Source organism: Streptomyces poonensis (genome assembly GCF_014650915.1).
In the GTDB taxonomy this organism is placed as follows: domain Bacteria; phylum Actinomycetota; class Actinomycetes; order Streptomycetales; family Streptomycetaceae; genus Streptomyces; species Streptomyces poonensis.
The window spans coordinates 1-19494 of sequence record NZ_BMVW01000015.1 but is presented as its reverse complement, the minus strand read 5'-3'; the positions used below and the strand labels follow the sequence as shown (position 1 = coordinate 19494).

The following is a 19494-nucleotide window of genomic DNA, read 5'->3' as shown; positions in this document are numbered from 1 at the left end:
GGACGGCTTCTGTGTCTAAGGGCGCGGGCGGAATCACGCTTGCCACTATCGCCCCGTCAAGAACACTTGGCAAGCATCACTCTGAAAATTGCAGAGTGCTGTGCGACTCTCTGACGGGGCGTGGCACACTGCTCCCAACAGCACGGCATGCGGCGCCAGTTGAAGCCTCTGCAGGGGTGCACGCGCGTGAGCACACGAACACGCACGGGCACGGCAAGGCTTCGGACGGGCGCCGCAAGGCTGTCGAGAACCGTCGAGCCGTCGGCAATCCGTCGAGCCGCTCGGAGACAGTCGCAGACAGGCAGTCGCAGACAGGCAGTCGCAGGCAGACAGGCAGCCGCAGGCAGGAGGAAAGTCGGGATGAGCGAGCCGAGGTCCGCACCCACGGTCGGCCAGGTCGTGCTCGGCCGGCGACTGCTGGACCTGCGGGAGCGGGCGGGCCTCAAACGCGAGGAGGCCGCGCGCGTACTGCACGTGGCACCCGCCACCATCCGCCGCATGGAGACCGCCGAGGTCGCCCTCAAGATCCCGTACCTCCAGCTGCTGCTGAGGGCCTACGGCGTTCCCGACGAGGAGACCGAGGCCTTCGTCCAGCTGGCCGAGGAGGCCAACAGGCCCGGCTGGTGGCAGCGTTTCCACGACATCCTGCCGGGCTGGTTCTCGATGTACGTCAGCCTGGAGGGCGCGGCGAGCCTCATCCGCTCGTACGAACCCCACTTCGTTCCCGGACTGCTCCAGACCGAGGACTACGCCCGGGGTGTCATGAAGGCCGGCGCCATCGGCCAGACCCAGCCCGACGACATCGACCGCCACGTGGACCTGCGCATGCAGCGCCAGGCCCTGCTCACCCGTGAGGACGCCCCCCGGCTGTGGGTCGTGATGGACGAGACCGCGCTGCGCCGCCCCGTCGGCGGGCCCGAGGTCATGCGCGCCCAGCTCGACAAGTTGCTGGAGGCGACCGAACTGCCCAACGTGACGCTCCAGGTGGCGCCGTTCGACCGGGGGCCCCACCCGGGCACGTACGGGCCCTTCGTGCTGTTCCGATTCGCCGTGCCGGAGCTTCCCGACATGGTCTACAGCGAGTACCTGACCGGCGCGATCTACCTGGACGCGCGTTCCGAGGTGGCGACCTACCTCGAGGTCATGGACCGCATGGCGGCACAGGCCGCCGCAGCACAACGCACCAAGGAGATCCTCCGGGATCTCCGCAAGGAGTTCTGATGAACCGTACCGAGCCGAAGCCGCGCACCCGCGTCTACAACGGCATGCCCGCCCGCGAGCTGGGCAGCGAGGGCTGGCACAAGCCGTGGAGCGGGGGCAACGGCGGCAACTGCCTGGAAGCCATGAAACTCGCCGACGGCAGGATCGCCGTACGCCAGTCCACCGACCCGGACGGGCCGGCGCTGATCTACACGCCCGACGAGATGAACGCGTTCATCCAGGGGGCGAAGGCGGGGGTGGCCGACTTCCTGCTGACGTGAGGTTTTCTCCAACCGGCTGACACACACCGGTGTTTCGGTCGACTTTGTTGAATTGGCACTGACTAAAACTGAGTACGCCACTGGTCCACTTGACCGCCGGCCATCGCACAGGTTTCCACAGCACCTCTTCCATCGCGTTCCACCGCGCAGAACTTACGGAGTTCCTCATGACCGGGCAGGGCCCCCTGAACATCGACACCAGCAGACCGCATCCGGCGCGGACGTACGACTGGTTCCTCGGCGGCAAGGACAACTATCCGGTCGACGAGGAACTGGGCCGCAAGATGCTCGCCCTCGAACCGCGGGTGCAGGTGCTGGCGCGCGTCAACCGCGCGTTCATGCACCGGGCCACGCGCTGGCTCGCGGAGAACGGGGTGCGGCAGTTCCTGGACATCGGCGCGGGCATCCCCACCGAGCCCAACCTGCACCAGATAGCCCAGCGGGTCGTGCCCGAGGCCCGCGTGGTCTACTGCGACAACGACCCCATCGTGCTGGCCCACGCGGCCGCCCTGCTGCGCGGCACCCCCGAGGGTGTGACCGAGTACGTCCAGGGCGACGTGCGCGACCCGGGCAGCATCATGGAGGCGGCCCGCAAGGTCCTGGACTTCAACGAGCCCGTGGCCCTCTCGCTCGTCGCGCTGCTGCACTTCGTCACCGACGAGGACGGCGCCCACGAGCTGGTGGAGCGGCTGATGTCCGAACTGCCCGCCGGCAGCCACCTGGTGCTGTCCCACGCGACGGCGGACTTCACGCCCGAGACGGCGAAGGAGGCGACCGCGACGTACAAGGCCGGTGGCATCACCCTCGCCCTGCGCTCCCGTGACGAGGTCGCCCGTTTCTTCGAGAACCTCGAACTCGTCGAGCCCGGGGTGTCGCAGGTGACCGACTGGCACCCCGAACTGGGCGAGCCGGTGCCCGGGCAGGACGACGACGTCGTTCCGGGGTACGCGGCGGTGGGGCGCAAGCTCTGAGGCCCGGCCTCTGACGCGTTCCGCACCGTCAGCGGGCGGTTCCCGTCAGACGGCGGGGACCGCCCTCGGGTGGCGTCCCCGGCGACGTACCCGCCGGGGACGTCGCCGGGGACGTCCCCGGCGAACTCCCCTACGACACATCTCGCCCGGCGCGTCCGGAACCGTACCTCTCAGGTGATGGCCAGCAGGTACGAGACCGCCGCGGCGGCCGACGCGATGGTGCGGACGTGGTTCCACGTCGTCCACTCGCCGACGTACGCGGACCAGTACGCGGTGGCCTCCGGCGTGCCCGCCTTCAGCTTCGCCAGCGCCTCGTTGCGCGGCACGTTGGCGGCGACCGTCACCCCGAAGCTGCCGAACAGATACAGCGCGCTGCCCAGCAGCAGTTCCACCGTGCCCTCGTCCGGCCACAGCACGAACGTGACCACCGCCAGCACGGCGCACAGCACCGCCGACCCCACGAACACCACCATGAAGGCGGGCGTCACCGCGGCGACGTTGATCGCCTGCATCGCGGCCACGCCCTGCGCGGGCGGCAGCGCGGCGAGCCCTTTCATGACGAACGTCGAGAACCCGCAGAACACGCCCGCGACCAGGCCCGTTCCGACCACTCCCAGCACCGTCAGCACGAAGTACGGTCCGTCGATCACGTTCACTTCTGCCCCCTGCCCCCTTGATCCCCGAACACTCGAGGCTCCAGCACAGCCGCCCTCTGTCGGCCGTCGTTCTCTGTCAGCCGTTTTCCCCTGTCACTGCAGCACACATCAGGCCTGAACGTGCCGCCACTCCCGTAGCGTTTCTTCCACCGACTCCGCGATCCGCCGCCGCGCCGCGTACCGCGGCACCCCGCTCATCAGCAACTGGTCGTACGGCGTGTCCAGGTGCCGTACGGAGGCGACGACCGCCGAGACCACCGCGCTCTCGGACAGTGCCCGGCCCGCGGCGCTCCGCCCGACCCGGCCGCTGCCGCGCAGGGAGGCGTGCGCGGCGATCGCTCGCGCCCGCCCCGCGGGGCACCCGGGGAACAGCCGCCGTATCTCGGCCGCGAACGCGTCCGTGAACCGCACGTCCTCCGCCGCCCGCCGCTCGGCGTCCCGCGTCCGGCGCCGGCGCCTGGCCTCCTCGTCCGCCAGGCAGCGCCGCTCGGCCCGGGCGAGCGCCGCCTCCTCGACGAGGACGCCCTGCCGCTCGTACCGGCCCTGCCGCCGGTTGAAGCGCACGACGACGGCGGACAGCACGCTCTCCTCCCGCGATCGGCGCGTGAGCGCGGTGTCACCCCGCGGCAGGAACACCAGGTGCCCCAGATCGGCACAGTCGAGGCACCTCGGCACACCCTCCTCCAGCACCAGCAACGTCAACGGCCCGCTCCGGCACTCGGCGCAGTTCTTCCTCCTCCTGAGCGCCTGGACGACGAGGGGGCCGGAGCCGGACGGGCGGGGCGGGGGAGTCGCGAGGGCTGCCATACGCGGTTCATGCCCGGCCCGATCCGCCGTTCATCACGCGGCGGCATCATGGGCCGTGTGCGACTCGAAGCGATCACCTGGGAACGGCTCGGCGATCTTCTCGCGGACCGTCTGCTCGAGCTCAAGCCCGACGGCATGCCCGACGGCAAGTCCGACAGCAAGTCCGACAGCAAGTCCGACAGCAAGTCCGACAGCAAGTCCGACGGCAGGTCCGACGACGACGGCGGCAGCCGGCTGTGCATCGCCTTCGACGGAGCCCCGGCCGCCCGTCCCGGTGACCTCGCCCGGCGTGTGGCCGAGGCGCTGCGCCTGCGTGGGCGCCCTTCACTCGTCGTCGGCACCGAGGGCTTCCTGCGGCCCGCGTCGCTGCGGTTCGAGCACGGGCACGAGGACGTGGAGGCGTACTACGACGGCTGGTTCGACGTCCCCGCCCTGTGGCGCGAGGTCTTCGGCCCGCTCGAACCCGGCGGCACCGGTCGCGTCCTGCCCGACCTGTGGGACCCCGTCACCGACCGCGCCACCCGCAGTCCGTACACACAACTGCCGCCCGGCGGGCTGCTGTTGCTGCACGGGCCGCTCCTGCTCAAGCACTGGTTCCCCTTCGACCTGACCGTCCACGTCCTCCTCTCCCCGGGCGCCCTGCGCCGCCGTACCCCCGAGGCCGAGCACTGGACGCTCCCGGCCTACGAGCGTTACGAGGCGGAGATCGACCCGGCCGCCACGGCGGACGTCCTCGTGCGCGCCGACGACCCCCGGCACCCGGCGTGGAGCGGGTGAACACGAGGGCCTTCGCGGCGGACCGCTGGAGCGTCGCTTGATCGGTACAAGTCGGTCAACTGGGATGATCGCCTCATGATGCGAACTCAGGGACATCTCATCGGCGACCGGCAGACTCAGACAGGAACGGCAACGGGAGCGGGAACCGCAACGGGGACGGGAGCGGGGGTGGGGATGCGGGCGGAGGCGGGGACGTGTCTCGATGCCCTGGCGCCTCTCCTCGACCCCACGACATTCCGGCACATCGAGACCTTCGGCCTCGGGTACGGCTGGCGCTGCTGGGAGGTCGGCGCGGGCGGCACCTCCGTGATCTCCTGGTTGGCCAAGAAGGTCGGCCCGACCGGCAGGGTTCTCGTGACCGGCCTCGACACCTCGTGGATCGCGTCGGTGGCGCGCCCGCCGGTCGAGGTGCACGTCCACGACGTGGGCGCGGACGATCCGCCGGTGGAGGGCTTCGACCTGGTCCACGCCCGGCTCGCCCTCGTCCACGTCCCGGACCGGCAGCGGGCGGTGCGCACGATGGTCAGCGCCCTGCGCCCGGGGGGACGGCTCCTGGTCGAGGACGCCGACCCGGCCCTCCAGCCGCTGGCCTGCCCCGACGAGTACGGGCCCGCGCAGCAGCTGGCGAACCGGGTGCGCCAGGCGTTCCGCACCCTGCTCGCCGAACGCGGCACGGACCTGGCGTGCGGCCGCACGCTCCCGCGCCTCCTCCGTGAGGCCGGGCTGCGCGGTGTGCGGGCCGAGGCGTACTTCCCGGTCGCCTCGCCCGCCTGCGCCGCCCTCGAGTCGGCGACGATCCGCCAGGTCCGCGACGAGCTCGTCTCCGCGCGCCTCGCCACCGGCCAGGACATCGACCGCCACCTGGCGAATGTCGCCTCCGGCGACATGGACCCGCTTCCGGCACCGATGATCTCGGCGTGGGGGAAAAAGGCCTAGAGCGACGGAGACGGCGGCCGGCCGCCCACCCTCCCCACCGCCAGCGCCCCCGCCCCGCACCCCTCGGCCGCGGCCTGCTCGGCCTCCGCCCCCGCGAGCAGTGCGGCGAGGAACGCGCCCGTGAAGGCGTCACCCGCGCCCGTGGTGTCCAGGGGGTCGGCGGGAGCGGCGGGGACACGCGACCGTACGGCGCCCGAGTGGGCGACCAGCGCTCCGTCGGCGCCCTGCTTGGTGACCACCAGGGGAACGTGGCGGCTCAGTTTGGCCGCCGCGTCCACCGGGTCGGGCAGCCCGGTCAGCAGACACGCCTCGGCGCGGTTCGGCAGCAGTACGTCGACGCCCTCGACGAGCTCCAGGAAACGGTCCACGCCCAGCAGCGCGAGGAATCCCGCCGACGCCGGATCCACGCTGACCGGCACCCCACGCGCGCGTGCCGCTGCCACAGCCACCGCCACAAGCGCCCGCCCGGACCCGGAGAAGAACAGATAGCCCGACAGGTGCAGCCGTCGCACGCCGTCGAGCAGCGCGTCCGACCAGTCACCCGGGCCGAGCCGCAGCGATGCCCCGCTGTCGGTGAGGAACGTGCGCTCGGCCGAGGCGGCCGTGTCCACCAGGCAGATCACCGTCGCCGTCGGCGCCTTCGGGTCGATCACCAGACGGGGCCGCACCCCCGCGGCCGTCAGCTCCCGCTCGTGCCACGCCGCCGAGTCCGCGCCGACCCGCCCGAGCAGCCGTATGTCCGCACAGCCGCGGTACGCCGCCCAGCACGCCACGTTGGCGCCCGCACCACCCGGCAGCGTACGGACGGCGGCGGCCGTGTCGGTGCCCGCGGCGAGCGGCCCCCGGTGCCGGGCCACGACATCCGTCACGACGTCCCCGACGACCAGCAGGCCGCCCCCGGGCACGCCCGGCCGAGGCGGCACCGCCCGCTCCCGCCGCACCTCCCGGCTCAGGGACCCTCCCCGCGCGTTCACCTCTCGGCCCCGACCCCCGCCGGGCGCGTTCATCCCTCGGCCCAGGCCGCCGCGATCCGTCCCGCCAGCCGCGCATTGCCGCGCACCGCCGCCAGGTTCGCGCTCAGTGACGCGCCGTCGGTGTGCCGCACCAGGTGGTCCAGCAGGAACGGGGTGACCGCCTGCCCGGTGATCCCCTCCTCCGCGCAGGCACGCAGCGCGCCGGCGAGCACGCGCGCGTGGAGCGCGGGATCGAGCTGCTCCTCCTCGGGCACGGGGTTGGCGACGATCAGCGCCGATTCCGGTCCGCGGAGCGCGTCCTGGGCGCGCATGACACCGGCGACCTCCTCGGGGGAACGCAGGGTCCAGTCCACCGGATGCCCCGAGTCGGACAGATAGAAGCCGGGGAAGCGCTCCGTGCCGTACCCGGCGACCGCGACGCCCAGCGTCTCCAGACGCTGCAGCGTCGCCGGCACGTCCAGGATCGACTTCACGCCCGCGCACACCACCGTGATCCGGGTACGCGCCAGCAGCCCCAGGTCGGCGGACTCGTCCTGCGTCGCCGTCCACTCCCGGTGCACACCGCCGAGCCCGCCCGTCGCGAACACCCGTATGCCCGCGAGCGCCGCCAGTAGCGCGGTCGCCGACACGGTCGTCGCGCCGCTCGCCCCCGAGGCCACCGCGAGCGGGAGGTCCCGGTGGCCCAGCTTGCGGATCCCGTCCTCGTTCGCGATCCGCTCCAGCTGCGTCTTGTCCAGGCCGACGCGGGGCCGCCCGTCGAGCACGGCGATCGTCGCCGGTACGGCGCCCTCCCGCCGTACGGCCTCCTCCAGCTCCCGTGCCACCGCCAGGTTGCGCGGGCGGGGCAGCCCGTGCGCGATGATCGTGGACTCCAGAGCCACCACAGGACGCCGGGCGCGGAGCGCCTCCCGCACCTCTTCGGCCACCATCAGCACCACGCGCCTGCCTCCTGTCCCCTGACGACTGTGCCCTGTGCCTGTCTCGTGGTTCTCCTTCATCCCTGGCGGGCGGCGCGTCCGGTCAAACCCCTTTCGGTCCGCGGCGGCGGGAAACTCAGAACAACGGTTCCGGAAGCACTCCCTCCAAGGCCAGCAGCTTCCGCTTGGTCTCCAGACCGCCCCCGAACCCCCCTATGCCGCCGTCGCTCTCGACGACCCGGTGGCACGGCACCACGACCGGCAGCGGGTTGGACCCCATGGCGATGCCCACCGCCTGGGCCGCGCCCGGCTGTCCGACGCGACGGGCCAGATCGCCGTAGCCCACGACCGAGCCGTACGGGACGCCGGACGCCAGCTCGCGCAGCACCTGGCGGTTGAAGCCGGAGCTCAGCGACCAGTCCAACGGCAGCTCGAAGTCCCGGCGCCCGCCCGCGAAGTACGCCTCGACCTGGCGTATCGCCTCCTTCAGCAAGGGGGACCGGGGATCCTCGACGGGCTCGGCGCCGAACCGGCCGGCGAGCCGGTCCAGCGCCTTGCCGCGGATCTCGTCCGTGGCGTGGAACACCACGTTCACCAGGCCGTCGTGCGTCGCGGCCAGCAGCAGCGGACCGATGTCCGTGCCGACGACGGCCCACACGACCCGCCGCTCGTCCTGCCCATGGCTGTTCATGCGACTCACCGTACGGCGCGCCACTGACAACGCCGGTGGCACGCACGCCGGACGGACCGTAGACGGTGCTGGGGAGACTGGTGAGGCGGAAGGGGAAGGGGAAGGGGAAGGAACTGAGGCGCGTCAGGAGCCGCCCGTCGCCTCGCGGACGACGTCGGGCGTGTTCGTGATGATGCCGTCCACGCCGTAACCGGCGACGCGGCGCGCGGTGTCCGCGTCGTTCACCGTCCAGGTGAGGATCTCCAGCGGCCTGCCGTGGGGCCCTCGGTGCGCGTGGATCGCGGCGACGTATGCCGTGGAGATCTTCGTGTACGTCGAGTTGATCTGGTCGGCGAACGTCGCGTACTCGGGCAGGTCGGCGACGTCCGGGGTGCCCAGGAAGCCGGTGCGGACGCCCGGACGCAGCTCGTGGACCGTGCGGACGCTGTCCGCGCTGAAGCTCTGCACGACCAGCCTGGACCGCAGGTGCTGCCGGCTGAGCCAGCCCTCGTTGGCCAGGACCTTGAGGGTCTGCTGCTCTATGCCCGGGTAGAGGGCGGGGTTCTTGATCTCCAGGACGAGCTTCTGGTGGTTGCGCGACACGCGTGCCATGTACTGCTCCAGCGTCGGCACGCGCGCGCCCGCGTAACGGGGGCTGAACCAGCTGCCGGCGTCCAGGCGCCTGATCTCCCTGGCCGTGAAGTCCTTCACGTTCCACGGGGCCCGGTCCGGGTAGAGCTGCTCGGCGTTCGTCGTCCGCGCCAGGGTCGCGTCGTGGATGACCACGAGCTCGCCGTCCTTCGTGCGCTGGACGTCGTTCTCGACCCAGCGGATGCCCAGGTCGGCGGCCTTGTCGACGGCGGCCAGAGTGTTCTCGGGCGCGTAGGCGGAGGCCCCGCGGTGCGCCACGACGGTCGGGCGGTCGCTGCCAGCGGCCGCCTGAGCGGTGGGAGCAGGGACCAGGAGGGTGGCGGCCGCTCCCACGAGTGCGGAGGCCATGGCGACAACCGAACGCATGTGCATGCGTACTCCTCGCATCGGACGATGACGAACAGCTCAAGCCTGACAGCAGTCCGTCAACGGACAGGGGGTGCAGGATGGCCATGAATTGAATGGTGTTACCCAAGTGCGCTCACGGGCACCGCACAAGTGGGGCAGCTCCGTGTTTCTTTGCCGGAATGTCGTTCGACCATTCCAGTGAGGGTCATACTCTCTGCACTCGGCCATGACCGTTGCCGCGGTCCGGGGCGGGAGCGGTTTCACGGCAATCAGGCACGCGACAGGGCGGGAAGGGCAGCCGCGGATGCAGGGCACGGTCGACGGCTTCAGTTACGGACTCGTCACACCGGTGGTGGCCTATCTCATGGCCTGCCTCGGGGGCGCGCTCGGTCTGCGCTGCACCACGAGATCGATGCTCGTGACCCGGTCCTGGCGGATCGGCTGGCTCGCCCTCGGCTCCGCGGCGATCGGCTCCGGCATCTGGACGATGCACTTCGTCGCGATGATGGGTTTCCACGTCCGGGAGGCCCCGGTCCACTACGACAAAACGATGACTTTCGCGAGTCTCGCCCTCGCGATCGTCATGGTCGGGGTCGGCATCTTCATCGTCGGCCACCGGGGCGCCACCGGAACGGCCCTGTTCACCGGGGGCACCCTCACCGGGCTGGGCGTGGCCTCGATGCACTACCTGGGCATGGCCGGGATGCGCCTCAACGGGAAGCTGGAGTACAACACCCTCACCGTCGGCGCCTCGGTCGTCATCGCCGTCGTGGCCGCCACCGCCGCCCTCTGGGCGGCCGCACAGGTCCGCGGCTTCCTGTGGAGCGTCGGCGCGAGCCTCGTCATGGGTCTCGCCGTCACCGGCATGCACTACACGGGCATGGCCGCCCTCACCGTCCATCTCCACGACGCCGACGGCATCCCGGCCGGCGAGCCGGCCGCCGGCCTGCTCGCGCCGATGCTGATCGGTCCGCTCGTCCTCCTCTGCCTCGCCGGCGTCGTCGTGGTGATCGACCCGCGGATGGTCATGGGCCGGCCCGACCGGCTCCCCGAGGAGCGGCTCCCCGGCATTCCGGCCCACGCCACCGCCTCCCACCTGGGCGGACGCGAGGAGTTCCGGCCCCGCCGGGACCATCACGACCACCGGCGCCCGGGTTCCCGCACCCCGCAGAATCGCTGATCAGGGCCCGTTGTCAGTGCGGGGCCGTACGGTTGATGCCATGCGGCCCGTATCAAAGATCGAACGCACGGGGGCGCCCTTCGAGGTCGTCAGCCCCTACCAGCCGAGCGGCGACCAGCCCACGGCCATCGCCGAGCTCGCCCGGCGGATCGAAGCAGGCGAGAAGGACGTCGTCCTGCTGGGCGCGACCGGTACCGGCAAGTCCGCCACCACCGCGTGGATGATCGAGAAGCTCCAGCGCCCCACCCTGGTGATGGCGCCGAACAAGACACTGGCCGCCCAGCTGGCGAACGAGTTCCGCGAGCTCCTGCCCAACAACGCCGTCGAGTACTTCGTCTCGTACTACGACTACTACCAGCCCGAGGCGTACGTCCCGCAGTCGGACACGTACATCGAGAAGGACTCCTCGATCAACGAGGAGGTGGAGCGCCTCCGCCACTCCGCGACCAACTCGCTGCTCACCCGCCGCGACGTCGTCGTGGTCGCCTCGGTCTCCTGCATCTACGGTCTCGGTACACCGCAGGAGTACGTGGACCGGATGGTCCCCCTCAAGGTCGGCGAGGAGATCGACCGCGACGACCTGCTGCGCCGCTTCGTGGACATCCAGTACACGCGCAACGACACGGCGTTCGCCCGCGGCACCTTCCGCGTCCGCGGCGACACCATCGAGATCTTCCCCGTGTACGAGGAGCTCGCCGTCCGCATCGAGATGTTCGGCGACGAGATCGAGGCCCTCTCCACGCTGCACCCGCTCACCGGCGAGGTCATCAGCGACGACCAGCAGCTGTACGTCTTCCCGGCGTCCCACTACGTGGCGGGCCCCGAGCGCCTGGAGCGCGCCGTCACCGACATCGAGAAGGAGCTCGCCGAGCGCCTCACCGACCTGGAGAGGCAGGGCAAGCTGCTGGAGGCCCAGCGGCTGCGCATGCGCACCACGTACGACATCGAGATGCTCCGTGAGATCGGCACCTGCTCGGGCGTGGAGAACTACTCGATGCACTTCGACGGCCGCGTCCCCGGCTCCCCGCCGAACACGCTGCTCGACTACTTCCCGGAGGACTTCCTCCTCGTCATCGACGAGTCGCATGTCACCGTGCCCCAGATCGGCGCGATGTACGAGGGCGACGCCTCCCGCAAGCGCACCCTCGTGGACCACGGCTTCCGGCTGCCCTCGGCCCTGGACAACCGTCCACTGAAGTGGGAGGAGTTCACGGAGCGCATCGGCCAGACGGTCTACCTGTCGGCGACCCCGGGCCAGTACGAGCTCTCGCGCGCGGACGACCCCGTCGAGCAGATCATCCGCCCCACCGGCCTGGTCGACCCCGAGGTCGTGGTCAAGCCCACCGAGGGCCAGATCGACGACCTGGTGCACGAGATCCGCACGCGCACCGAGAAGGACGAGCGCGTCCTCGTGACCACGCTCACCAAGAAGATGGCCGAGGACCTCACCGACTACTTCGTCGAGCTCGGCATCCAGGTCCGCTATCTGCACAGCGACGTCGACACCCTGCGCCGCGTCGAGCTGCTGCGCGAACTGCGCGCCGGCGAGTACGACGTCCTGGTCGGCATCAACCTCCTCAGGGAGGGCCTCGACCTGCCCGAGGTCTCCCTGGTGGCGATCCTCGACGCCGACAAGGAAGGCTTCCTGCGTTCCGGGACCTCCCTCATCCAGACCATCGGCCGCGCGGCGCGCAACGTCTCCGGCCAGGTCCACATGTACGCCGACAAGATCACCCCGGCGATGGAGAAGGCCATCGACGAGACCAACCGCCGCCGGGAGAAGCAGGTCGCGTACAACAAGGCGCACGGCATCGACCCCCAGCCGCTCCGCAAGAAGATCAACGACATCGTGGCGCAGATCGCTCGCGAGGACGTCGACACGGAACAGCTGCTCGGTACGGGCTACCGCCATCTGAAGGACGGCAAGGGAGCCAAGGCCCCCGTGCCCTCCCTGGGCAAGGCGGACAAGGGGACCAAGGCCGCCCAGGGCAAGGCCAAGGCCGCACAGACGGTGCCGACCGATCGCCCGGCCGCCGCACTCGCCGAGCAGATCGAGCAGATGACCGAGCGCATGCGCGCGGCCGCCGCGGACCTCCAGTTCGAGATCGCCGCCCGGCTGCGCGACGAGGTCTCCGAGATGAAGAAGGAACTGCGGCAGATGAAGGAGGCGGGCCTGGCCTGACGGTTCCCCGCCCCGCCGGGACACAGCCCGTCCCGGCGGGGCGGGTGCGGTGTGTTGCAAGACCGACACAAAGTGCGATCCAGACTTCGGCACTGTCCGTGGCGAACCGTAGGGTGCTGGTCATCCGCAGGTCCCGCGGCACCGGGGGACGGCTCGAGAGGGGAACGGCGTGACGGTCAACATGACCAAGGGGCAGGCCATCGACCTGCAGAAGAAAGACGGGGGCACGCTGACCGCGGTGCGCATGGGGCTCGGCTGGCAGGCCGCTCCCCGGCGCGGGCTCTTCGGCACCCGCACCCGGGAGATCGACCTCGATGCCTCCGCCGTGCTGTTCGCGGACAGGCAGCCCGTCGACGTCGTCTTCTTCCGCCACCTCGTCAGCGACGACGGCTCCGTCCGCCACACCGGTGACAATCTCGTCGGCGGCGTCGGCCAGGGCGGCGACGACGAGGCAGTCCTCGTCGACCTCCAGCGCGTGCCGGTGCACATCGACCAGATCGTCTTCACCGTGAACTCCTTCACCGGCCAGACCTTCCAGGAGGTGCAGAACGCGTTCTGCCGCCTGGTCGACGAGACCAACGGCCAGGAGCTCGCCCGCTACACGCTGGCGGGCGGCGGCGCGTACACCGCCCAGATCATGGCCAAGGTGCACCGCGCGGGCACCGGCTGGCAGATGACCGCCCTCGGTGTACCGGCCGACGGCCGTACCTTCCAGGACCTGATGCCGGCGATCGAGCCGGTCCTGTGAAGCCGCGTCCCTGAAACAGGCACGGCGCACGACGCGACACCAGGGGGACGAGGGCGATGACGGCCGAACTGGTCCGGGGGCAGAACCTCCCGCTCCCCGAGGTCCGACTCGAGGTACGCGTCCGGGCCGACGGGCCGGTCGTGGCGGGAGCCACGCTCGGCGACGAGCACGGCACGGTGACCGGCGGGGAACGGGTGGCCCGTCCGGGCGCGCCCGCCCTGCCCGGCATCGAGGTGTCCGGGCAGGCGGCGGCCGACCACCGCATCGCCGTGGACCTGGCCGCCCTGCCGGGGGCCGTGCACCGGGTGAGCGTGCTGCTCGCGCTGCCGTCGGGTGCCGGGGGACCGGTACGGTTCGGGGCGGTCGCCGCGCCGCTCGTCGCCGTCACCGGCCCCGACGGCACCGAGGTCGCCAGGTACACGATCACCGGTCTGGACACCGAGTCGGCCGTCGTCGCCCTGGAGTTCTACCGCAGACAGGGCGCCTGGAAGGTCCGTGCGGTAGGCCAGGGCTACGCGGGCGGCCTCGCCGACCTCCTCGCCGATCTGGGCCTGCCCGAGGCACGGCAGCTGGCGAACACCATCGACGAGGCGACGGCACAGGGCCCGGCCGACGCCGTGGCCGCCCCGCCGCCCCACCCGCCCGGCACCCCCGGTACCGGCCGCATCCCGCAGGGCACCGCACCCGCTGGTCATGCGGACGAGCCCCCGGGCGCCACCAGGACCGGCGCGGCCGACGCACCACAGAGCCCGTACGGCACTCCGGATCCCAGGAGCAGCGGAGGGGTGCCTTCCGTGGCGTCCGGCGCGCAGGACGCCGCTACTCCGCCCTACGCCGACGTCCCCGGCCCGCTCGACGGCGCGGCCGGCCCGCACGACAGCACGCCGGGCGACCGCACGGCACCCCACCCCGGGCCCGCGCCCACCGCCCCGTACGCCGTCGCACCGCCCTCGGACGCACACGCAGTCGCACCGCCCGCGTCCGCCACCGATGGCCCCGTCGACTACACCCACCCGCACCGGCGTACCGCGCCCCCTCCGCCGTCTCCGCCCACCCGACCCGCCCAGCGCGTCGTGCCTCCGGCCGGGCCGGGGCAGCCGACGCGGCCCGTCGCCGGGGACGCGACCGGCTGGTCTCTGGACGAGCGGCTCTACAACCAGGTCCGGGGCATGTTCGAGGACCTCGCCCGCACCACGGCCGCGTACCGCAGCGCGGTCGACTTCGCCGACTCCCGCAGGGAGCGGGAACTCGACAAGGTCCTCTCCGACCCGCGCGAGCGCACCGGCGGCCGGGCCGACGCCGCGCGCGAGGAGGCCCGCGCCCGGCACAGCCGGCTCGTCGACCAGGCCCGCGAGGCCCTGGACCGGGACCTCGCCCAGCTCAGGGCCGAGGCCGACGTGGTCGAGCCCGCGCTGCCCCCGGCGTACGCCCGCTGGGACAACCCCGTCTGGCAGGGCTACCAAGTGCCGACGGAACATCCGATGGCCCTCCGCCTGGGCGACCTCCACCTGCCCGAGAGCACCGGCCTGCGGATTCCCCTGCTGGTCCGGCTGCCGCTGGAGCGCGGCCTGTGGGTCGACAGCGGACGCACCGGATCCGCGGGCGCCGCACCCGCCGACACCGGCGAGCTGCGCCGTCTCGCCCTGGACACGGCCACCGCGCTGGCCGCCCGCCTCCTGGCCGTCCACCCGCCGGGCGAGTTCACCGTGCACGTCCTCGATCCGGCGGGCAGCGGGACGTCCGCGTTCGCGCCGCTCCTGCACAGCGGGCTCCTCGCCGGTCCGCCCGCCACGGGCGCCGCGGGCGCGGCCGACGTACTGGGCCGGCTCACCCAGCGCGTCGACCTCGTGCAGATGGCGGTGCGCGGCGGTGCGCCGGACGCCCTGCCGCCGGGTTTCGACACCTCCGGGCACCTGCTGATCGTCAACGACTTCCCGCACGGCTTCGACGACCGGGCCGTGACCCGGCTGCGCTACCTCGCCGACGAGGGCCCGGCCGTGGGCGTCCATCTGATGCTGGTCGCCGACCGCGAGGACGCCGTCGGGTACGGTCCGCTGCTCGACCCGCTGTGGCGTGCGCTGCTGCGCCTCACCCCCGTGCCGGACGACCACCTCGCCGACCCGTGGGTGGGGCACGCCTGGACGTACGAGCCCGCGCTCGTGCCGTCCGGCAGTCAGGTCCTGCGGCATGTCCTCACCCGGGTCGCCGCGGCCCGCCGGATCCGGGACCGCTAGGCCGTACGGGTCGCCCGCCCGGCCCGGCCCAGGGCGTTGACCAGTTCACTTGGCTTTTATTTTACTAATCGCTTTACCGTTCCTTGGTGATTCGGGTACTCTCGTTCTCACGGAGGGGAGTACTCCCTACCTGTTGCGGCGTGCCCGTCAGTACGGATCGGACCCGATCGACCGGGTCGGATCCCGGGGCGTCGGCCCGGCGGTTCCAGGCGCGTCCGCGTCATCGGTGCCCCGGGTGGAAGAGACCTCCGGCAGCGACGACGCTGACATCTGCCGTTACGTACTGCCGGAGGCGCAGTGGAAGTTTCCACGACCCTGTGGGTCCTGACCATCGGGGGCCTCGTAGCCCTCATCGCGGCCGACTTCTTCATCGGCCGCAAGCCCCATGACGTGTCCATCAAGGAAGCCGGTATCTGGACGATCGTCTGGATCGTCCTCGCCGCGCTCTTCGGGCTCGGTCTGCTCGTCTTCGGTGACGGCCAGGCCTCCGGAGAGTTCTTCGCCGGTTACATCACCGAGAAGTCGCTGAGCGTCGACAACCTCTTCGTCTTCGTCCTGATCATGGCGAAGTTCGCGGTGCCCTCGCAGTACCAGCAGCGTGTGCTGCTCGTCGGTGTACTGGTGGCCCTCGTGCTCCGCGCGATATTCATCGCCGCGGGCGCCGCGATCATCACCAGCTTCTCCTGGGTCTTCTACATCTTCGGCGCCTTCCTCATCTACACCGCCTGGAAGCTCATCAAGGAGGCCCGCGCCGACGAGGAAGACGAGGAGTGGGAGGAGAACAAGCTCCTCAAGGCCGCCGAGCGCCGCTTCGGTGTGGCCGACCGCTACCACGGCACCAAGCTGTGGATCGAGCAGAACGGCAAGCGCGTCATGACGCCGATGCTGATCGTGATGCTCGCGATCGGCACCACCGACATCCTCTTCGCGCTCGACTCCATCCCGGCGATCTTCGGCCTCACCCAGGACCCGTACATCGTCTTCACGGCCAACGCGTTCGCCTTGATGGGTCTGCGTCAGCTGTACTTCCTCATCGGCGGTCTGCTGAAGAAGCTGGTGCACCTGTCGTACGGCCTGTCGGTCATCCTCGGCTTCATCGGCGTCAAGCTGGTGCTGCACGCGCTGCACGAGTCCGGCGTCCACGTCCCCGAGATCTCCATTCCGGTCTCGCTCGGCGTGATCTGCTCGGTCCTGATCATCACGACGATCACCAGCCTGATCGCCTCCAAGAAGCAGGCGGAGGCCGAGCAGCGGAAGACCGACGCCGCCGACAAGGACAGCGTCGAGGCCTGACGCCTCCGGCTCGCCCCATCCCCACACCGGGAGCGGTGAACGGCACCTCGCCGATCACCGCTCCCGGTGCTCGTTCGTGCGGCGCTCGTGCGGGGCGTGCTCGTGCGCACCGGCACGGCGGACCGCCCGTACGGCCGGAATGCGGAGCTCCCTCACCTCTGCGACGATCCCAGCATGGTCGTTCGCCCCGGACCGCTCCTGCTGCAGTGGACGGCGGTCGCTCCGATGATCGCGGTCGTCCTGCTGATCCTCACGTGGGGCCGCGACCTGCCCGGGCTGCTGGTGATCGTGGTGACGCTGGTGCTCGCCGGGTCCGTACTGGCCGCCGTCCACCACGCCGAGGTGGTCGCGCACCGCGTCGGGGAACCCTTCGGCTCCCTGGTCCTCGCCGTCGCCGTCACGGTCATCGAGGTGGCGCTGATCGTCACCCTGATGATCGACGGTGGGGACAAGAGCGCCAGCCTCGCCCGCGACACCGTCTTCGCCGCGGTCATGATCACCTGTAATGGCATCGTGGGCCTGAGCCTCCTGGTGGCCTCACTCCGCCACGGGGTCGCGGTGTTCAACCCGGAAGGCACCGGCGCCGCTCTCGCGACGGTCGCCACCCTCGCCACGCTCAGCCTGGTCCTGCCCAGCTTCACCACCAGCGCGCCGGGCCCCGAGTTCTCCACGGTCCAGCTCACGTTCGCCGCGGTGACCTCGCTGATCCTGTACGGACTCTTCGTGGCGACCCAGACCGTGCGCCACCGTGAGTACTTCCTGCCGATCACCCGGCACGGCAGGGTGGTCACCGAGGATCAGCAGGCCGAGGCGCCGACCACCCGCACCGCCATGATCAGCCTCGTTCTGCTCGGGCTCGCCCTCGTGGGTGTGGTCGGCCTCGCCAAGGGCGTCTCGCCGACCATCGAGTCGGGTGTCTCGGCGGCCGGGCTGCCGCACGCCGTCGTCGGTGTGGTGATCGCCCTGCTCGTGCTGCTCCCCGAGACCATCGCCGCGCTGCGCGCGGCCCGCCGCGACCGGGTGCAGACCAGTCTGAACCTCGGCCTCGGCTCCGCGATGGCCAGCATCGGCCTGACCATCCCCGCGGTCGCCCTGGCGTCGGTCTGGCTCTCCGGACCGCTCGTCCTCGGCCTCGGGGCCACCCATATGGTGCTGCTCGCACTGACCATCGTGGTGAGCTCCCTCACCGTGGTGCCGGGACGTGCGACACCGCTCCAGGGCGGGGTGCACCTGGTGCTGCTCGCGGTGTTCCTGGAACTGGCGGCCAACCCCTGAGCGGCCCGCCTCCCCGCCACCGCACCCCGTCTTCATCACCCCTCACCCCACCGTGGCCTCCGTCTCTCCCTCCGCCCGCCCCTTCGTCGCCGCCGCCATCCGCACCGGCCGTGTCTCCGGCAGCAGCGCGAAGCACCCCAGGCTGAGCAGTGCGACGCCCGTCAGATAGGCGGCCACGCCCCACGGAACCCGTTCGCCCTGCGCCACGGCCGTCGCCACGACCGGCGTCAGCGCCCCGCCGAGGACCCCGCCCAGGTTGTAGCCCACGGCCGCACCCGTGCAGCGCACCCGGGGCTCGTACAGCTCCGGCAGATACGCGGCGATCACGGCGAACATGGTGATGAACGCGAGCATCGCCACCAGGAAGCCGAGGAACATCAGCGCAGGCTCTCCGGTTGCCAGCAGGCCGATCAGCGGGAACATCCACACCACACAGGCCGCGCTGCCGATCAGGCACAGCGGCCGCCGGCCGAACCGGTCGCCCAGCACCGCCACCAGCGGCGTCAGCGCCCCCTTCACCACCACGGCGGCCATGATGCACATCAGCATGACGGTACGGTCCACGCCGAGGCGTTCGGTCGCGTAGGAGAGGGACCACGTCGTCACCGTGTAGAAGACGGCGTAACCGGCCGACAGCGCCCCGGCCGTCAGCAGCACCAGCCGCCAGTGGCCGCGCAGCACCTCGGCGAGCGGCAGGCGCGCGGGGACGTCGATGTCCAGGAACGCCGGGCTCTCGGCGAGCGAGGAGCGCAGCCACAGACCCGCCACGGCCAGCACGCCCGCCGCCCAGAAGGGCACCCGCCACCCCCAGGACGCGAACTGCGCGTCCGACAGCGTCGCCGACAGGGCCAGCATCACCCCGTTGGCCAGCAGGAACCCCACGGCGGGGCCGATCTGCGGAAAGCTCGACCACAGCCCGCGCCGCTCGGCCGGCGCGTGCTCCGCCGTCAGCAGGACGGCACCGCCCCACTCCCCGCCGAGCCCCAGCCCCTGCAGGAACCGCAGCAGGAGGAGGAGCGCGGGAGCGGTCAGCCCGATCGCGTCGTACGTCGGTACGCAGCCGACGGCGACCGTCGCCCCGCCGGTGAGGAGCAGGGAGGCGACGAGGACGGGCCGCCGCCCGTGCCGGTCCCCGATGTGCCCGAAGAGCACCGAGCCCAGGGGACGGGCCACGAACCCGACGCCGAACGTCCCGAAGGCGGCGAGCGTGCCCGCCACCGGCGAGAACGTGGGGAAGAACAATGGCCCGAGGACCAGCGCGGCAGCGGTGCCGTACACGAAGAAGTCGTAGAACTCGATGGCGGTTCCGGCGAGCGAGGCGCCCGCGAGCCGCAGCATGGAAGGGGGCGAAGTCACGGAGCGTGCTGGATGCATGCTGCGTCAACTACCCAGCG

General features: G+C 71.4%; 18 protein-coding genes. 11 read left to right on the top strand and 7 right to left on the bottom strand.

All coding sequences use genetic code 11. The annotated features are described in order from the left end of the window. The first annotated feature begins 360 nt into the window (after positions 1-360). The 3 genes from IE242_RS28755 to IE242_RS28745 all read left to right on the top strand — a co-directional run bounded on the left by IE242_RS28755 (position 361) and on the right by IE242_RS28745 (position 2452). On the top strand, positions 361-1221 hold the full coding sequence (locus IE242_RS28755) for a Sco1979 family transcriptional regulator (protein ID WP_189864356.1): 861 nt from the start codon (positions 361-363) through the stop codon (positions 1219-1221). Beyond that, positions 1221-1481 carry a DUF397 domain-containing protein gene (locus IE242_RS28750; RefSeq protein ID WP_189864354.1) on the top strand — a complete coding sequence of 87 codons (261 nt, stop codon included), beginning with the start codon at positions 1221-1223 and terminating at the stop codon, positions 1479-1481. The genes IE242_RS28755 and IE242_RS28750 overlap by 1 nt, the downstream gene beginning before the upstream one ends. Positions 1482-1648: 167 nt before the next feature. After that, positions 1649-2452 carry an SAM-dependent methyltransferase gene (locus IE242_RS28745; RefSeq protein ID WP_189864352.1) on the top strand — a complete coding sequence of 268 codons (804 nt, stop codon included), beginning with the start codon at positions 1649-1651 and terminating at the stop codon, positions 2450-2452. Positions 2453-2622: 170 nt separating this feature from the next. Here the strand turns inward: IE242_RS28745 and IE242_RS28740 are convergent, their stop codons facing one another. Together IE242_RS28740 and IE242_RS28735 are read right to left on the bottom strand one after the other, a co-directional pair. Next, on the bottom strand, positions 2623-3102 hold the full coding sequence (locus IE242_RS28740; protein WP_189864350.1) for an anthrone oxygenase family protein: 480 nt from the start codon (positions 3100-3102) through the stop codon (positions 2623-2625). 114 nt (positions 3103-3216) lie between these two features. Further along, positions 3217-3915, bottom strand: coding sequence for a DUF2293 domain-containing protein (locus tag IE242_RS28735; RefSeq protein WP_189864348.1), 699 nt, complete (start codon positions 3913-3915; stop codon positions 3217-3219). A gap of 48 nt (positions 3916-3963) precedes the next feature. Here IE242_RS28735 and IE242_RS28730 point away from each other — a divergent pair, with 48 nt between their 5' ends. Together IE242_RS28730 and IE242_RS28725 are read left to right on the top strand one after the other, a co-directional pair. Then, a complete protein-coding gene (locus IE242_RS28730) occupies positions 3964-4692 on the top strand; it encodes a nucleoside/nucleotide kinase family protein (RefSeq protein WP_189864346.1) in 729 nt (242 codons plus the stop codon). Between the two features lie 75 nt (positions 4693-4767). Then, the gene (locus tag IE242_RS28725; protein ID WP_373299605.1) at positions 4768-5628 is read left to right on the top strand and encodes a methyltransferase domain-containing protein; all 861 of its coding nucleotides are present in this window, start codon (positions 4768-4770) and stop codon (positions 5626-5628) included. Here IE242_RS28725 and IE242_RS28720 read toward each other — a convergent pair. The 4 genes from IE242_RS28720 to IE242_RS28705 form a co-directional block, all read right to left on the bottom strand. Continuing rightward, positions 5625-6551: a carbohydrate kinase family protein gene (locus IE242_RS28720; protein ID WP_229859592.1), complete on the bottom strand. Its 927-nt coding sequence runs from the start codon at positions 6549-6551 to the stop codon at positions 5625-5627. The two genes, IE242_RS28725 and IE242_RS28720, sit on opposite strands and share 4 nt — an antisense overlap. An 80-nt stretch (positions 6552-6631) precedes the next feature. Beyond that, positions 6632-7540, bottom strand: a complete 909-nt coding sequence (locus IE242_RS28715; RefSeq protein WP_189864342.1) for a pseudouridine-5'-phosphate glycosidase — start codon at positions 7538-7540, stop codon at positions 6632-6634. A gap of 115 nt (positions 7541-7655) precedes the next feature. Next, positions 7656-8210: a methylated-DNA--[protein]-cysteine S-methyltransferase gene (locus IE242_RS28710; RefSeq protein WP_189864340.1), complete on the bottom strand. Its 555-nt coding sequence runs from the start codon at positions 8208-8210 to the stop codon at positions 7656-7658. Positions 8211-8333: 123 nt separating this feature from the next. Continuing rightward, positions 8334-9212, bottom strand: coding sequence for a glycerophosphodiester phosphodiesterase (locus IE242_RS28705; protein WP_189864338.1), 879 nt, complete (start codon positions 9210-9212; stop codon positions 8334-8336). 280 nt (positions 9213-9492) lie between these two features. Between IE242_RS28705 and IE242_RS28700 the strand changes: the two genes are divergently transcribed. From IE242_RS28700 to IE242_RS28675, 6 genes are all read left to right on the top strand, one after another. After that, positions 9493-10368, top strand: coding sequence for an MHYT domain-containing protein (locus tag IE242_RS28700; protein ID WP_189864337.1), 876 nt, complete (start codon positions 9493-9495; stop codon positions 10366-10368). A gap of 40 nt (positions 10369-10408) precedes the next feature. After that, positions 10409-12550, top strand: coding sequence for an excinuclease ABC subunit UvrB (gene uvrB / locus IE242_RS28695; RefSeq protein WP_189864335.1), 2142 nt, complete (start codon positions 10409-10411; stop codon positions 12548-12550). Between the two features lie 169 nt (positions 12551-12719). Then, positions 12720-13298 (top strand): TerD family protein, encoded by a 579-nt coding sequence (locus IE242_RS28690; protein ID WP_189864333.1) that lies wholly within the window; start codon positions 12720-12722, stop codon positions 13296-13298. Positions 13299-13354: 56 nt separating this feature from the next. Then, positions 13355-15532, top strand: a complete 2178-nt coding sequence (locus IE242_RS28685) for a TerD family protein (RefSeq protein WP_189864331.1) — start codon at positions 13355-13357, stop codon at positions 15530-15532. 297 nt (positions 15533-15829) lie between these two features. Beyond that, on the top strand, positions 15830-16825 hold the full coding sequence (locus tag IE242_RS28680) for a TerC/Alx family metal homeostasis membrane protein (RefSeq protein WP_189864329.1): 996 nt from the start codon (positions 15830-15832) through the stop codon (positions 16823-16825). A gap of 174 nt (positions 16826-16999) precedes the next feature. Next, positions 17000-18100, top strand: a complete 1101-nt coding sequence (locus IE242_RS28675; protein ID WP_189864327.1) for a calcium:cation antiporter — start codon at positions 17000-17002, stop codon at positions 18098-18100. Between the two features lie 42 nt (positions 18101-18142). Here IE242_RS28675 and IE242_RS28670 read toward each other — a convergent pair whose 3' ends face one another. Beyond that, positions 18143-19438, bottom strand: coding sequence for an MFS transporter (locus tag IE242_RS28670; protein ID WP_189864646.1), 1296 nt, complete (start codon positions 19436-19438; stop codon positions 18143-18145). Positions 19439-19494: the final 56 nt, after the last annotated feature.